The sequence below is a fragment of the Paenibacillus sp. 01T431 genome (assembly GCF_056398625.1).
Genome location: NZ_JBFTPT010000010.1, coordinates 46,677 through 62,032, shown reverse-complemented (window position 1 = coordinate 62,032; position 15,356 = coordinate 46,677). Strand labels below are relative to the sequence as shown.

Here is a 15,356-nt window from a genome sequence, read left to right as displayed (position 1 = left end):
TCTGCTCCTCCTTCCTACCAAAGACTGGTTTCGCTTGTGCGTTTCGCAATTTTGTTGACCATGATAAGCAAAAGCGCATTCACGACTGAATTGAACAAGCCCACAGCTGTAGAGAAGCTATACTGTGCATCTACTAGCCCGGTTCGGTAAACAAATGTAGAAATGACATCCGATGACCCCATATTTAATGGATTTTGCAGCAGCAAAATTTTCTCGAAGCCAACGCCCAAAATATTGCCCATGTTCAAAATCAATAAAATGGTGATGGTCGGTACAATTGTCGGCAAGTTGATGTGCAGCACTCGTTTGAATCGGCTTGCGCCATCGACGATAGCAGCCTCATGAAGCTGAGGGTCTACGCCAGACAATGCTGCAAGGTAAATAATTGTCCCCCACCCCGCGCTTTGCCACACGCCTGATAAGACGTACACCGTCTTAAACCATTTAGGATCCGTAAGATAAGCAGCCGGCTCCAAGCCAACCAGCTCGATTAGCCTCACAAGCATTCCCGATGATGGCGACAAGAAAGTGATAATCATCCCGGCCATAACAACGACAGAAATAAAATGCGGTGCATAAGTAACCGTTTGCACAGTTTTCTTAAAGTAGCCGTTCTTAATTTCGTTAAATGCTAACGCTAGAATAATGGGCAGCGGAAAACCGATGGCCAGTTCATATAAGCTAATGCTGAACGTATTCCACAATAAGTCCCAAAAATAATAGGAGTTAAAAAATCTCTCAAAATGCTCGAAGCCTACCCACGGACTTCCCATAATGCCTTTTGTCGGAATGAAGTTCTTGAAAGCAATCTGGATACCGTACATCGGACCATAATGGAAGATAAGAAAGTACAGCATGACAGGAGTCATAAATAAGTAGAGCTCCCAGTTTTGCAGCATCTTTTTTGCGAGCGACTTGTTTCCGCTTGTCTTCTTGTTTAATGGAACAGCTTGCAATTCGTTTCCTTCCATCTCTCTCGAATCCTCCTCTCTCTATGTTGTTATTCGCAGCTTCACTCTACCGGCAACCGGCATTGTAATTGACTAGCGCTTACATTCCAAATTGTAGTCATTTTCACCATCAACGGTAAATATGTATGATCTGCATTGTCATTCGAAAACGCCGTAACCATAGGGTTTTACAGGCTTTTCACAATGACAGTTGTCCTATTTTCACTCATCAGAATGCTCTTAATGTGTTAGATATGCTGTCCAAAAATGGGGTGCAAGTGATACATATTGTGCTTTGCGGATAAATGTGTGAACCTTTCTTACGAATGCCTGTTTCTAAACAGCCGTTATTAATTATCCCTTATGAACACGCATACAATTCCAATCCAATTCAGGAGGCTTTTGACCGTGACAAACAAAACCGCCCATCTTATTTCGCACACGCACTGGGACCGCGAATGGTACATGCCTTACGAATACCACCATACGCTGCTCGCAGAGCTAATGAACGATTTGCTTCGCATCTTGGAAGAGGATGACAGCTTCCGCAGCTTTCATCTGGACGGACAGACGATCATTATTGAAGACTATCTACAGATTCATCCTGAGAAAAGAGAAGTGCTCGAGAAATACATTCGAGAAGGCCGAATTATTATCGGTCCATGGTATGTGCTGCAGGATGAATTTCTGACAAGCTCCGAGGCGAATGTCCGCAACTTGTTGATTGGGCATCAAGACGCTGCTTATTATGGCGTTATTTCAAAGCTTGGATATTTCCCCGATTCCTTCGGAAATATGGGGCAGGCTCCACAAATGCTGAAGCAAGCAGATATTGATACCGCTGTGTTTGGACGGGGCGTTAAGCCGACCGGCTTCGATAATATGGTTGGTGAAACGACCGGCTCCAACTATGAATCTCCTTATTCAGAAATGCACTGGACCTCTCCTGACGGTTCATCCGTGCTCGGACTGCTATTCGCGAGCTGGTACAACAACGGGATGGAAGTGCCGACAGATCCAGAAGAAGCAAAAGCCTATTGGACCAAAAGACTTGGCGATGCCAGCAAATACGCTTCTACGCCAGAGCTTCTATTCATGAACGGCTGTGATCATCAGCCTGTTCAAACCAACTTATCCGAGGGTATTCGCACGGCAAGCGAGCTTTTCCCGGACGTTACCTTTGTTCATTCCAGCTTTGAGCAATATATCGAGGCATTGAAGGGACAGCTGCCTTCTCATTTGACGACGGTCGAGGGCGAGCTGCGCAGCCAGCATACAGACGGGTGGAGCACGCTCGTCAACACGGCTTCCGCTCGGGTTTATTTGAAGCAGCTCAATCAGCGGGGGCAAACCTTGCTGGAGAAAGGCGCTGAGCCTCTAGCTGCACTTGCACATCTAGTCGGCGGCCAAAGCTATCCGCATCAGCTATTGACCTATGCTTGGAAGACGCTTATGCAAAATCATCCTCATGACAGTATTTGCGGCTGCAGCGTAGACGAAGTGCATCAGGAAATGGTGACGCGATTCGATAAGAGCCGCCATACGGCCGAATCCATTGTAGCGGAGAGCCTGAGTGCAATTGCGGGACAGATCGATACGAGCGGAGTTAAAGCATGGGGAGAATCCAGCGTGCCGGTTACTATTTTCAACATGACGGGTTGGGAGCGCAGCGGTACAGTAAGCGCGGAACTCATCGTTGCCAAAGCTTATTTCAAGGAAGGGCCTAACCCTGCTGCCATTGCTGAACGGCTTGAGAAGCTTCCGCTTCATTTGGAGAATGGGGCTCTGCTGGATGACGAGGGTTATGCGATTGCTGCCAAAGTGGAGGATTTAGGCGTTCATTTCGGTTATGAGCTGCCGAAGGATAAATTCCGCCAGCCTTATATGGCTCGCAAAATAAAGTTAACGTTTGAAGCAAGCCGGGTTCCGGCGCTTGGCTTCAAAACGTATGCATGGCAAGAATCCGCTGCAGCCCCGGCTTTAGTGGCTAACACATCACTAATCGCCAGCCCAAGCGGCATGGAAAATCAATATATTGCTGTAAGCTTTGAAGCAGACGGCTCTTATCATTTAACAGATAAAGTAACCGGGAAAACATTCCAAGGACTTGGCATTTACGAGGATTGCGGCGACATTGGCAATGAATATGTATTCCGGCAGCCTGAGGGAGAACAGCCTCTTACGACCAAGGGTATTCCGGCAACGATAACCCTTGTTGAGAATGAAGCTTATCGGGTCACGTACGAGATTGTTCATGAATGGGCAATTCCAGCCAGAGCTGATGATACATTCACCACTGAAAAACGAAAAATGGTACGTTTCCGCGATCGGCAAGCCCAACGAGTCGACCATATGGTGCCGATGCGCATCGTCACTCGCGTTAGCCTAGAGCAATGTGGCAAAAGTCTGCAGCTGGAGGCATCCTTCAATAATCAGGCCAAGGATCATCGCCTTCGCGTATTGTTCCCAACTGGGCTGAATTCGGACAAGCATTTGGCTGACTCGATCTTCGAGGTCGCTTCCCGTGATACGACACCAGCGGAGGAGTGGATAAATCCAAGCAATGCACAGCATCAACATGCATTTGTTAGTGTGTCCGACGGCGAAAACGGCTTAAGTGTCGCTAATAGAGGTCTTAACGAATACGAAGTGCTTCGTGATGGATCTAATGCCATAGCTGTTACGCTTCTCCGTTCTGTTTCTGAGCTGGGAGATTGGGGAGTATTCCCGACACCAGAGGCGCAGTGCCTTGGCGAGCATACCGTAGAGTTCTCCCTATTCCCGCACGCCGGCGATGCTATTTCTTCGGAGGCATTTGTGGAAGCTTACCAATTCCAAGCGCCTTGGTTCCACCTGCAAACCGGAAATCAACAAGGCTCGCTCCCGGCAACCTATGAGCCACTGAAGTGGGAAGGCAAAGGGTTCGCTTTGTCCGCCTTTAAAGTGTCGCAGCAAAGCGGCGATGTCATTATTCGTTGGTACAACCTTGCGGGCGAGCCGCAGGAGCTGGCGTTTGAAGCTAATTTTGGCGTAGATCATATTTATCAAAGCGATATTTTGGAACGGCGCCAAGAGGCCGCGAGCATTCAGAACAGCTCTGTACGCCAAACCATTGGAAAAGCAAAAATTATAACCTACTCATTACAATTGAACTAATCAGGAGGCAAACCTTATGAAATTACCAGATTCCATTATTAACGTATTAGCTGAGGCGGACCAGCGCCTTGCGCATCGTCCCAAGCTGCAAAAGCTGTTCAAAAATTGTTTTCCAAATACGCTGGAGACAACGATCGAGCTGATGGACGATGGCACTACCTTTGTCATTACAGGAGATATTCCGGCGATGTGGCTGCGGGATTCTACGGAGCAGGTTCGTCATTACATCCCTTATGCCAAGGAGGATGCTGAACTGCAGCGTATTATTAGCGGCGTAATTCGCCGTCAAATGTTCTATATTAATATAGATCCCTATACGAACGCATTTAATGAGACGGCAAGCGGCAAACATTATAATGCCGGCGATCAATCGGATATGACAGCTTGGATGTGGGAGCGCAAATATGAGCTGGATTCCTTGTGCTTTCCTACTCAGCTCGCCTATATGTACTGGCAGGAAACGGGCAAAAGCGATATTTTCGACGATGCCTGCTATCAAGCCTTAAACTCGATTGTCCATGTAATCAAAACAGAGCAGCGGCATGAAGAGAAGTCCCCTTACCGCTTCGTGCGTCCAGGCTTTAAAGAAACCGAAACGCTGCAAAATGACGGGTTAGGACTGCCGGTCAACTACACAGGCATGTCTTGGTCGGGCTTCCGTCCAAGCGATGATGCTTGCCTGTTCGGCTACAACATTCCTTCCAACATGTTTGCCGTCGTTATTTTGGGCTACATTCGGGATATTGCAGATCAAGTGTATGGCGACAAAGAATTGGCCGCAAGAGCAGAGAAGCTGCGGCAGGAGATCGACTTCGGCATCAGAGCGTACGGCATCGTCAATCATCCGGTATTCGGCAAAATTTATGCTTATGAAACGGATGGGTATGGAAACTACTGTCTTATGGATGACGCGGGTACACCTGGACTGCTGTCTATTCCTTATTTCGGCTATGCGCCTGTGGACGATCCCATTTATCAAAACACACGCAGGTTTGCGCTGAGCCATGAAAATCCGTTTTACTTTGAAGGCAAATTTGCCAAAGGCATAGGCAGCCCTCATACGCCTGCCGGGCATGTATGGCATATGGCTTTGTCGATGCAAGCGTTGACTGCTGATAATAATGAAGAAATAAAAGAGCTTATCGATATGCTCGTGAATACAGATGCAGATACGGGCTTTATGCACGAGGGCTTCCATCCGGACGATCCGTCCGTATTCTCGCGAGAATGGTTCGCTTGGTCCAACAGCCTGTTCGCCATGTTGATTTGCGAGGCAATGGATAGAGACATCGTATAGTCTCGTGTACGGGTAAGTCTCTCACGAATAAGAGGCAGCCCCTTAGGTCAATAACCTAAGGAGCTGCCTCTTCTATTATAGAAGATACGGGAGCATCATAATCTTCTGCTTGCTCAAAATATTATTTTTTCACGATATCCTGTACCGCTTTATCGAATTTTTCAAGCAATTGATCGCTAGTAATTTGCTTGCCGAGGTATTCTTGCATTGCTGCACCCCATTGCTGTGTAATGCCGTCAGGGAAACGATCCCAGTTCCAGCTTTTCACTTGCTCAGGATTAGCATTGGCGAAGGTCGCGAAGTCGCCGCCGATTTTGCCTACCGCTTCTGGGTTCGGCTCGATGGAGGACAATGCCGGTACAAATTTGAAATCGGTTGATATGAATTTTTTGCCTGTTTCCGAAGTAACCATCCAGTTCAAGAAGGCTTTCGCTTCTTCGACTTGGTCGGATTTGCTGTTGACAATCCAGTTGTTCGGTACGCCGGTAAATACGTTAGGCTTGCCTTGAAGAGGGACAGCCATCATGCCAAGGTTAAGCGCTGGATCAATTTCATCAATCATGCCTTGAATCCAGTTGCCGTGCTGAATCATGGCATATTTGCCTGCTGCGAACTCCGCTACCTGCGTATTGTAATCCGTTGTCAGCGCATTGTCTTGACCATTCGCGAACATAATGTCCACTAGGCGAATCCACTGCTTCATGATCGGATCATCTTTCAGCTTCACTTTGCCCGCTTTCACATCTTCAATAAATGCCGCAGGATCAGCTTGGTTAGCGAATGCGATATTTAGCGTATGAATGCCCATCGACCACCACTCCGAAGTAAGCGCAAATGGAATGATGCCAGCATCCTTCAGCTTTTTAGCTGCTGCTTCTAGATCCTCGAGCGTTTGCGGCAGGTCGGTGATGCCTGCTTTTGCAAATAGATCCTTATTGTAGGTGAAGCCATAAGCTTCAAGGTTCATCGGCATGCCAAGCAGCTTGCCGTCACGCGTAATTTGCGCTTTCGATGCTTCAACCAAATCCTTTGCCCAAGCCTCGCCAGTCAAGTCCGTCGCACGGTCCACGTAAGGATCGAAGCCTGCCCAGCCGCTTGAGTTGAAAATTTCCGGCTCCTCGCCGGCAGCCAGCTCTGCTTTCAGCAATGCGCTGTAGTCTTCCCCGCCGCCGTGTGTCTCGATTTCCACTTTTACGCCGGTTTCCTTCTCGTATTCAGCAGCCATTTTGGCAAGTGCATCAGCTATCTCTACCTTGAATTGAAACACTTTAATGGTAACGTCCTTCTTCGGCGCTGCCGTCGCTTCTGTTCCACCGTTTTTTTCAGTTTCTTTTGGTGCATTTGTTGCTTTCCCGCTGTTGCCGTTGTTGCTTCCACAGCCGCTTGCCAGAACGATGAGCATAATAGCAGCTAGCATAAGTAAGGAAACTTTTTTCATCTTATGACCTCCCGCAAATTTTATATATCATTTCGTTTTTGTATCGCTTACATCGTCATTATAATTGTGCAACAACGTGGCACAACACCGAATATATTGTACTTCTAGGTGTAAAATGTTGATAACTTCCATAATAAAACTTTTTATCGTTAACCTTTAACTGAACCGGCTGTAATTCCTTCAATAATGTGCTTTTGCAAAAATAAAAAAAACAAAATAATCGGAATCGTACTAAGCGTGAGTGCAGCCATTGCGAGATCCCACTTGCGCAAATATTGGCCAAAAAACTTTTGCACGGCGAGCGGAATCGTAGTCAGCTTATCATTTATAACGAGCACTGGCAGCAAATAATCATTCCAAATCCACAGCACGTTCAAAATAATGACCGTTACCGTGATCGGCTTCAGCAGCGGAAACACGATACGCCAGAACACGCCGTAAGGTGAACAGCCATCCACAACCGCCGCTTCCTCTACCTCTAGCGGAACAGATTTAATGAACCCATGATACAGAAACATCGATAAGGAAATGCCGAAGCCCATATAGCATATAACGATACCATACAAATGTCCGCGCAATTCGAACATCGACGTAATGCGCATCAGCGGCAGCATAACCGATTGGAACGGAATGATCATGGCAGCAATAAGCACCGTCAGCAATATTTTATTAAAGGTCGTCGGACGCCTAACCAAGCGATAAGCCATCATGGAGCTGACGATGACAAGCATAAGGACGCTAATCGAGGTCACCATAAACGAATTCAGAAACACCGTCGGAAAATCGATAGCAACCCATGCGCGCTTGAAGTTGTCCAGCCCCAGCTTCTCTGGCAGCGAAGCGGCGTTGAGCAAAATAAATTTGAGCTCCTTGAACGAGTTGATGATCAAAAAGTAGAACGGTGCCAAGAAAATGAGCGCAGCCGCGATACCTATAATTTCGAGCAATAAAATGAGAGGTGTGTAGCGCTGTTTGTTTTCCATTACGCCTCCACCTCCTTCTTCTTCGTGAACCATACCTGCGTGACTGTAATTAAAGCTACGCCGAAGAAGAATATCATCGCTTTCGCTGTTCCAAGTCCATAACGGTTGTTAACCAGCCCCTCGCGGTAAACGTTTAGCGCAATCGATTCCGTTGCATTGCCAGGACCGCCAGCGGTGAGCGACAGGTTCAAATCGAACATTTTGAATGAGTTTGATGTCGTAAGGAACAAGCAGATCGTAATGGCTGGCATAATAAGCGGCACGGTGACCGAACGCAGCATTTGCCAAGCTCCTGCCCCGTCGATTTTGGCGGCCTCGATTAAATCCTTCGGCACACTGATCATAGCTGCGATATAAATAATCATCATATACCCTGCCGTCTGCCATACGAATACGATAACGATGCCCCAGAAGGCAGTATTCGGAGTACCTAGCCACTGAAGGTTAAAAAATCCGAAGCCCGTCGCTTCGCCGATAGCACGAAAGCCCCTTACGAATATAAAATACCAAATGTAGCCGAGCAGCAGTCCCCCGATTACGTTAGGCAGAAAAAATACGGTTCGCAAAATGTTGCGGCTCTTCAGGTTTCGCGTAAGCAGCAGAGATAACAGAAATGCCAGCAGGTTGGTGACGATAACCGCGGCAGCCGTAAACTTAGTCGTAAACCAGAATGCATTCCAAAAACGCTCATCGTCCGAGAAAATCTTAACTATATTTTTCATTCCTACCCATTTGGCGTTGCCGAGGTCCATCCCGTTCCATTCCGTAAAGGTGTAGTAAAAACCCATCACGAATGGCGCAAGCACAATCAATATAAAGGCAATGAGTCCCGGTCCAACAAATACCGTTTGCTGTATCCATTCGTTCCACTTGATTTTTTTGGACATCATTCTCGTCCCCTTTCTCTTCCCTATGTGTCAATGTATCTGTTGATATTCACAGTATAAAACCGAGTCCCCCCATCAAACCACAGAGGATGATGATAAGGTAGGTGGACTATATTGACCATCCGCAGCAGGATCGGTTACTGTGTTTATGCAAGAGTGACTTAGACAGAAAGCGGGCGATTGTGATCATGAATACGATTAAGCCATTTAACACGATTCGCAAAAAGCTCATGCTTTTGCTGCTCGCAGCTACGATTTTGCCGATTGCAACCTCGATGATTATCTCTTATAATGCGACAACCAAATCGATTACAGAGGATGCGATTGCCCGCAACAATCGACTGCTGTCGCTCGGGAAAACCAACATTATGAACTACATGAACAACATCAATCAGAAGTCGCTCGCTGTCTACAACGCAATGAACGTTCCGCGCTCTTTGTACTATATTTTAGAGCACAGCATGGAGGATGAGGTATTCCCGAACGATATTACCGACGTCATTCGCAATCGCAACCTGCTGAAGGATCATTTATACAACATGTATCAAAGCGTCAGTGAGTTTCATAAAGTAAGGCTTTATGCGGTCAACCAAAACGCAACGTATCTACTATGGAATGACGACATTAAGGTTGGGCGAAATAATGTTCCCATTCCACAAACCTTTAAGAAAGCATATATAGAGCCTACACATATGAGCCATAATTACGGACTCGTTGACCTCAAATCTTCGGCAAGCGAGGAAATGGTATTTACGCTCCATCGTCCGATCTTCCTCGCCCCAAGTGATGAGCTGCTTGCTGAATTGTCTATCGATGTAAGATTGATTGTATTAGAGGATTTAAATCGCCAGCTCTATGACGGCGGTGAGGAAAGCTTCTATATCGCGGATTCCAATGGTCAAATCGTGCTTTCTTCAGATAAAAACGAAATCGGTACGTCTGCTAAACAGAGCTGGCTGGGAGCGATTTTGGGCTCCGGGCAAGACAGCGGCCATTTTGACTGGAAAGAGGAATCGTTCAAGGGCATGATTTTTTATGATCGGATTAAGACGCCTTACATGGACTGGTATTTAATTAAACAGACGCCCTACAAGCATCTCTTCAGCGCTGCTGATCGGATTGCCCGCATTAATACGGCAGTCGGAATCGCTTTTCTAGCCATTGTCGTATTAGCCACTTTGTTCATTTCAATTCGGTTTACGAAGCCGCTGCTTCGCTTAATCGGTTACGTGAACAAGATAGAGACGGGCAATTTGAATGTATCTATTGACATACACAGCAATGATGAAATCGGCCTGCTCGCAAGGCGATTCCGCTCGATGATGCAGACCATCAACAATCTCATTTTGACCGAATATCGGCTTGAGATTGCCAATAAAACCAATGAGCTGAAAGCGCTGCAAGCTCAGGTAAATCCACACTTCCTCTATAATGCGCTGCAATCGATTGGAACCGTTTCACTGCAGCACGGCGACACCAAAGCGTATTCACTCATTACGTCTCTTGGGAAAATGATGCGCTATCAAATGAACGCCATGGATTCGGTCGTGGAACTGCGCCGGGAGCTCGATTATGTTCAGGCCTATCTTGATCTGCAGAAACAGCGTTTTGATACAGCTCTCCATGTGCAGCTGCTAATTGACGAGCAGACAAGGCAAATACTCGTTCCAAAAATGATTTTGCAGCCGCTGCTTGAAAACTTTTTTAAGCATGGGTTTGTGCAATCATCGGAGGAGCCTTCGGAGCTTCTGATAACCAGCGTTTTGGATAAGCAAGGGGAATGGCTTTCGATTACGGTTCAAGATAATGGCTGCGGCGCAACAGAGGATCGGCTGCAAGAGGTGCGGCTTCAACTGGAGAAAATGCCTCCAATCGGAACCGGGCAGCCGAATGATCAAGAAGAAGGCGGCATTGGCCTGCCTAACGTGCTTTCGCGTCTGCGCCTGCATTTTAACAAAACAGCTGCTATGGAGCTGCGTCACGTGAAGCCGCATGGCTTTTCCGTTACGATTCATATTCCGCTCGCAAAGGAGAATGAACGATGAAGGCATTAATCATTGACGATGAGAAGCATGTGAGGGAAGCGATACGGCTGCTCGTCCCTTGGGATGATTACGGCATCGATACACTGCTTGAGGCACAAGACGGTATCGCCGCTACTGCATTAATTCGCACGGAACGGCCAGAAATTATTTTTACCGATATGATGATGCCCAATATGAATGGCACGGAGCTGCTGCAATGGGCGGCCGAACATGCGCCTGCCAGCAAAATCATCGTCATTAGCGGCCATGACGACTTTAGCCTCGTTCGCCATGCGGTCAAATACGGCGGAATCGATTATATTTTGAAGCCCATTGATGCGGAGCAGCTCGTTAGTGCATTATCGAAAGCAGTGAGCTGCTATACCTTGGAGGAGCAGGAGCGATGCCGCAAAACGAGGATGAATATCGAGCTTAATCAGCTTAAGCCGATGTACTTGGAGCAATATTTTTCAGCAATGATCAACGAACCTGGCTCCTACTCTAATTTTGCTGAAACACTCAGACTGGAGTTAGGGATTACGAAGCCTATACCTCGTGCACGTGTTGCACTGGTCAAGCTTGAGCTTGCTTCTCCGTTCATCAGAGAGAAATTTGCCTCAGGACTCGATTTGCTGCTGTTCTCTTTGACGAATATTTGCAATGAATTTCTAAAGGAAAAAGAAATCGGCTTCGCGCTTCGCCACCGCGGACAGGAGCAGGAGCTATTGCTGCTGTTTTGGGGAGATGGCGAGCTGGCGCCTGCGTTAATCAAGGAAATGAACGATGCGATATTTGTGATATTGAAGACGCGGTTTCATTTTGGACTCGGGCATGCTGCAGCCTTTCCTTCATCAGCAGCCACCGCTTATCAACAAGCGAAGCATGCGCTTTTGCGCCGGAATTTGCTCGTTAACGATTCGTATTGCCATACTTTTGAGGCAGCTGTCCATCAGCACAAAAACACGCTTCTGCTCTTTAGCGAGCATGAAGAAAAAATAAAATTTGCTGTGCAGAGCGGCAACAAAGAACAAATCCGCCGCGCTTTAAAGCCTTGGTTCGATTCACTTGATCAAGCAGGATTCATCTCGCAAGAGCAGCTAATGAACTGGCGTCAGCAATTCGAATTCGCCAAATCTATATGGGAATACAAAAGCGACAAAAACAAAACTGGAAGCAAATCAGATTTAATTGAGGATCAGGCACTCTTATCCTTGGATGCCAATGGATTTTTTGATTACGAGCAGTGGAAACAGGGCGTTTTTATAGAAACGTGTGATGTTTCCTTGCGTTTGGCTGAACATGACAAGGAACGCAGTGTCATTGAGGACATCGCTGCCTATATTGAACAGCATCCTCACGAGGAGATCACGCTGCAGGATATATCCGAGCGCTTTTATTTAAGCAGAGAATACATTTCGCGCAAATTCAAGCAGGAGACGAATGGCAATTTATCCGATTTTATTGCGGAGGTTCGGATCAAGCGGGCAAAGGAGCTTTTGGCGAACGGGCAGTTAAAGATCGCTCAGGTTGCAGAGCTGGTAGGCTTTCAGGATGAGAAATATTTTAGCCGCGTCTTCAAGAAACGTACGAACTGCTCTCCCAACGACTATAGGAAACACCATTACAGCGGAGATAGTTAGCAGGAAACTACTTTCGCTAAGGATTAAAGTCAGCTCCATAAATTGATTCAAAGGCAAAAAAAAGCTGAGCCTCGTTCAATTGGCGTTAACCAACCGAGCAAAACTCAGCTTCTCTTTGTCTAAGAAAGACACCTACATAATCGGTGTACCCTTCTTCAACGTCTTCATGTCACTATTGGAGTTATTGAGCGCGGGCAGCATCTTCTCGCCACTGACCATTGGTTCATGGCAGATTAAACAAGTAGGAACGTGATCAAACGCAAAGTTATCGCGCATCCAACTGTTGCACCCTTCCGTCTCGCATGTCCATACCTTCGTGTTTTCTTCCGGAATTTCTTCAAGCGGTTTTTTACGATTGTACATATGGTCAGCCCCCTTCGCGATAAAAAAGGAAAAACTGCCTCGAACTTAGAGTAAGGGGCAGTTATCATTTATAAACAGCAGTGTATTGTGAATATTTGCTTCAAACTTGCAATTGATTTTATTGTACCATATTTCGTCCAATAAAGGCAAATATCAGCCTATATTTTAGCGCCTTTTTTTTGGAGAGTGGCAGTAATGCACAAACAGCTGCTCAATCGGTTTGAAATACAAATGCCCATCCTCCCAAGGTTGAAAATGAAGATCCATTCTAGAATCGCTCCAATTGGCAGGAGTCCCTGTCGTACTAAGCTTCCCTGGCAATATGGGCTCCTCGACGACGGCAGGAAATTCCTGATAACCAAACAGCAAATTCTCATGCATCGCAATGATTTCATACTTCGGCCCATGGAAAGCCCGCTCCTCTTGGAGCTGATAATGAAAGTAAATATAGCTTGCTGCCATATCCGGCTTTAAATGCGCCACTCTTCCAACACGCCGTTCAACTGTTTCTTTGCGAAGCCAATGTTCAAAGCTGGCTGGCTCGTTGAAATGGAAGACATCAATCATCGGAATCCATTTTCGCGCAGCTGACTGTCCGGGCCAATTCTCCAAAAAAGCAGCCATCTCTGGAAGCAGCTCTTCGGGCTCGAGCACTCGATCGATGCACTCACAATAAATGAACACATTTCGCTCCCATTGGAAGCAGCCAACCGTCATAATCTCCCCTTGCTCTATTAGCTGTTGTACAGCATCTGACTGTTTCGCCGCTTCGATGGCTTCCATCTCGAAGCCTTCTTTCATTTGCGCCCTCGCTATGACTCTAAACATGATTATTCTCGCTCCGCTCGTACGATCAATTGAAGTGCAATTGAATTTAAAGATTCCCTGTATAGTTAAACGTGAATGACTGCATCAAAGTTGTATATATCGGTATCATAAGGGAGCCCAATGCTACAATCAATCGATTTTCTCAAAATAAGTGACGCTAACGCCAGTTTTTTTGAATGTTGGATATTCTAATTAAGGAAGTTGGAAAGAATGCCAAAAAAACGAGGAGGAAATACAATTGGAAAGCACAAGTGAGTTTGTCCAAAAGGTACAGGCTACGCAGCGTAAAGCCGAACTCAACAAAAGAAGAAACGGCAACGGCAACCCTGCAGAGAGACTTGTAAATAAGCAGCACAGCACCAATAAATAAATGATTGGATAAGGCTTCGATAGGGTGCTGTCGCCGCAGGGTGGCAGCACCTTTCTTGCTTTGCAGAGAAGGTCATTTCTTTCAGCAGCTGGACAACTCCGACATGTATGGACACAAATAAAAACCAGCCCTACATGTGGAAGCATGTCTGACTGGCCTATGTGTACAGCAAATTGATAATTGCACATGATTGCCTCGTGCTATTAAACCGAATACTCGTGAGGGTAGTAGGCGATATGAGAATCCGCTACAATCGTGAGACTGTTCTCGTCAGCGTTATATTCAACTGGACCGTCTTTGACGTAATACCACGTTTTTAGCGTCGGCTGATCGTCAAACTCTTGGAAAACAAATACGTTCAGCTCCGCTTTATGCGCAAGCAGCTCTTCAATACTTTCGCTCCATGGCACAGAAACCGTGAATCGCCAGCCTTTCCCCTGTGGAACAAGCGTATAGGGCACTTCCAGCTTATTCGAATCAATAAACATCCGTCCACCCACCGCATGTTTAACAAGAAACGTTTGTTTCATTTTTATCCCTCCTTAAAGTTTGCGCATGCAAACTTACATCGAAAGCGTATGCTTAAGTTTGCGATAGCAAACTTACTTCGAAAGCGTATGCTTAAAGTTTGCGCATGCAAACTTACTTCGAAAGCGTATGCTTAAAGTTTGCGCATGCAAACTTACTTCGAAAGCCTAAGGCAAATCGATCAGCATAAAAAAGGCTGGAGCCGCAGCGGTGAGTGTAAGCTCCTCAGCTGCCTCAATTTGTGCCTCATCACCGGCAAAAAGCGTTTCGCCGTGAACCGACAGTTCACCTTCAATAATATATATAAATTGCTTGCGTCCCGGTTCAACAATGTATTCAAGCTGTTTTCCTTGCTCCAGCTTGCTCAGATAAATCGTCATATTCTGATTTATGGAGGCAACCTGTTCCAAAACCTGATTTGAAACGACAGGAAGCAGTGCATTATGCAGCTTGTCTACATCGAATCGGCTCGCTTCATAAGAAGGTTTCGTTCCTCGTTCCTGCGGCATGAACCACAGCTGGAGCAAACGCAGCTCTTGATCTTCTGATGCGTTAAATTCCGTGTGGATAACGCCCGTGCCAGCTGACATCCGTTGCACCTCGCCAAACGAGGACACGACAGAGTTGCCCATGTTATCCTCATGTCTAATGCGGCCATTCAATACGATAGATACGATTTCCATGTCGCTATGTGGATGCGCGCCAAAACCTTTTTCCGGAGCCAAATAATCGTCATTGCACACACGCATCACACTAAAGCCTGTTCGATTCGGATCATGATAAGCTCCGAAAGAGAAGCTTGGGTGGCTGCGCAACCAGCCTAGATCCGCCGAATGCCGCGATGCCGCGGGGAATACATCGATCATCGTTTCTCCTCCAAACAAGTTTTTAT

13 protein-coding genes are annotated in these 15,356 nt (G+C 46.6%); 5 read left to right on the top strand and 8 right to left on the bottom strand.

Features of this window, described 5'->3' with window-relative positions; all coding sequences use genetic code 11:
- Positions 1-14: 14 nt before the first annotated feature.
- Positions 15-899 (bottom strand): ABC transporter permease, encoded by an 885-nt coding sequence (locus AC1DM9_RS18990; protein WP_372238957.1) that lies wholly within the window; start codon positions 897-899, stop codon positions 15-17.
- Between the two features lie 414 nt (positions 900-1,313).
- Between AC1DM9_RS18990 and AC1DM9_RS18985 the strand changes: the two genes are divergently transcribed.
- Both AC1DM9_RS18985 and AC1DM9_RS18980 read left to right on the top strand, forming a co-directional pair.
- Positions 1,314-4,106 (top strand): alpha-mannosidase, encoded by a 2,793-nt coding sequence (locus tag AC1DM9_RS18985; RefSeq protein ID WP_477581625.1) that lies wholly within the window; start codon positions 1,314-1,316, stop codon positions 4,104-4,106.
- Positions 4,107-4,122: 16 nt separating this feature from the next.
- Entirely contained in the window at positions 4,123-5,403 is a 1,281-nt protein-coding gene (locus tag AC1DM9_RS18980; RefSeq protein WP_441874639.1) for a glycoside hydrolase family 125 protein, read from the top strand.
- Between the two features lie 121 nt (positions 5,404-5,524).
- Here the strand turns inward: AC1DM9_RS18980 and AC1DM9_RS18975 are convergent, their stop codons facing one another.
- From AC1DM9_RS18975 to AC1DM9_RS18965, 3 genes are all read right to left on the bottom strand, one after another.
- Positions 5,525-6,841: an ABC transporter substrate-binding protein gene (locus AC1DM9_RS18975; RefSeq protein ID WP_441874638.1), complete on the bottom strand. Its 1,317-nt coding sequence runs from the start codon at positions 6,839-6,841 to the stop codon at positions 5,525-5,527.
- A gap of 149 nt (positions 6,842-6,990) precedes the next feature.
- Complete coding sequence (locus AC1DM9_RS18970) at positions 6,991-7,824, bottom strand: carbohydrate ABC transporter permease (protein WP_076266327.1); 834 nt, start codon at positions 7,822-7,824, stop codon at positions 6,991-6,993.
- A complete protein-coding gene (locus tag AC1DM9_RS18965) occupies positions 7,824-8,711 on the bottom strand; it encodes a carbohydrate ABC transporter permease (protein WP_076266328.1) in 888 nt (295 codons plus the stop codon). The genes AC1DM9_RS18970 and AC1DM9_RS18965 overlap by 1 nt, the downstream gene beginning before the upstream one ends.
- A 188-nt stretch (positions 8,712-8,899) precedes the next feature.
- Here AC1DM9_RS18965 and AC1DM9_RS18960 point away from each other — a divergent pair, with 188 nt between their 5' ends.
- Together AC1DM9_RS18960 and AC1DM9_RS18955 are read left to right on the top strand one after the other, a co-directional pair.
- Positions 8,900-10,756 carry a sensor histidine kinase gene (locus AC1DM9_RS18960; protein ID WP_477581622.1) on the top strand — a complete coding sequence of 619 codons (1,857 nt, stop codon included), beginning with the start codon at positions 8,900-8,902 and terminating at the stop codon, positions 10,754-10,756.
- Positions 10,753-12,375 carry a response regulator transcription factor gene (locus AC1DM9_RS18955; protein WP_441874635.1) on the top strand — a complete coding sequence of 541 codons (1,623 nt, stop codon included), beginning with the start codon at positions 10,753-10,755 and terminating at the stop codon, positions 12,373-12,375. The genes AC1DM9_RS18960 and AC1DM9_RS18955 overlap by 4 nt, the downstream gene beginning before the upstream one ends.
- Before the next feature lie 132 nt (positions 12,376-12,507).
- On the opposite strand, the gene AC1DM9_RS18950 is transcribed toward AC1DM9_RS18955, so the two are convergent.
- Together AC1DM9_RS18950 and AC1DM9_RS18945 are read right to left on the bottom strand one after the other, a co-directional pair.
- Positions 12,508-12,738, bottom strand: coding sequence for a cold-shock protein (locus AC1DM9_RS18950; protein ID WP_053373644.1), 231 nt, complete (start codon positions 12,736-12,738; stop codon positions 12,508-12,510).
- 165 nt (positions 12,739-12,903) lie between these two features.
- The gene (locus AC1DM9_RS18945; RefSeq protein ID WP_441874634.1) at positions 12,904-13,566 is read right to left on the bottom strand and encodes a hypothetical protein; all 663 of its coding nucleotides are present in this window, start codon (positions 13,564-13,566) and stop codon (positions 12,904-12,906) included.
- Positions 13,567-13,804: 238 nt separating this feature from the next.
- On the opposite strand from AC1DM9_RS18945, the gene AC1DM9_RS18940 reads away from it, so the two are divergent.
- On the top strand, positions 13,805-13,936 hold the full coding sequence (locus AC1DM9_RS18940) for a DUF4023 domain-containing protein (RefSeq protein ID WP_076266332.1): 132 nt from the start codon (positions 13,805-13,807) through the stop codon (positions 13,934-13,936).
- Between the two features lie 203 nt (positions 13,937-14,139).
- Here AC1DM9_RS18940 and AC1DM9_RS18935 read toward each other — a convergent pair whose 3' ends face one another.
- A complete protein-coding gene (locus AC1DM9_RS18935) occupies positions 14,140-14,466 on the bottom strand; it encodes a hypothetical protein (RefSeq protein ID WP_477581618.1) in 327 nt (108 codons plus the stop codon).
- A gap of 165 nt (positions 14,467-14,631) precedes the next feature.
- Positions 14,632-15,330 (bottom strand): pirin family protein, encoded by a 699-nt coding sequence (locus AC1DM9_RS18930; RefSeq protein WP_477581616.1) that lies wholly within the window; start codon positions 15,328-15,330, stop codon positions 14,632-14,634.
- Between the last annotated feature and the right edge of the window lie 26 nt (positions 15,331-15,356).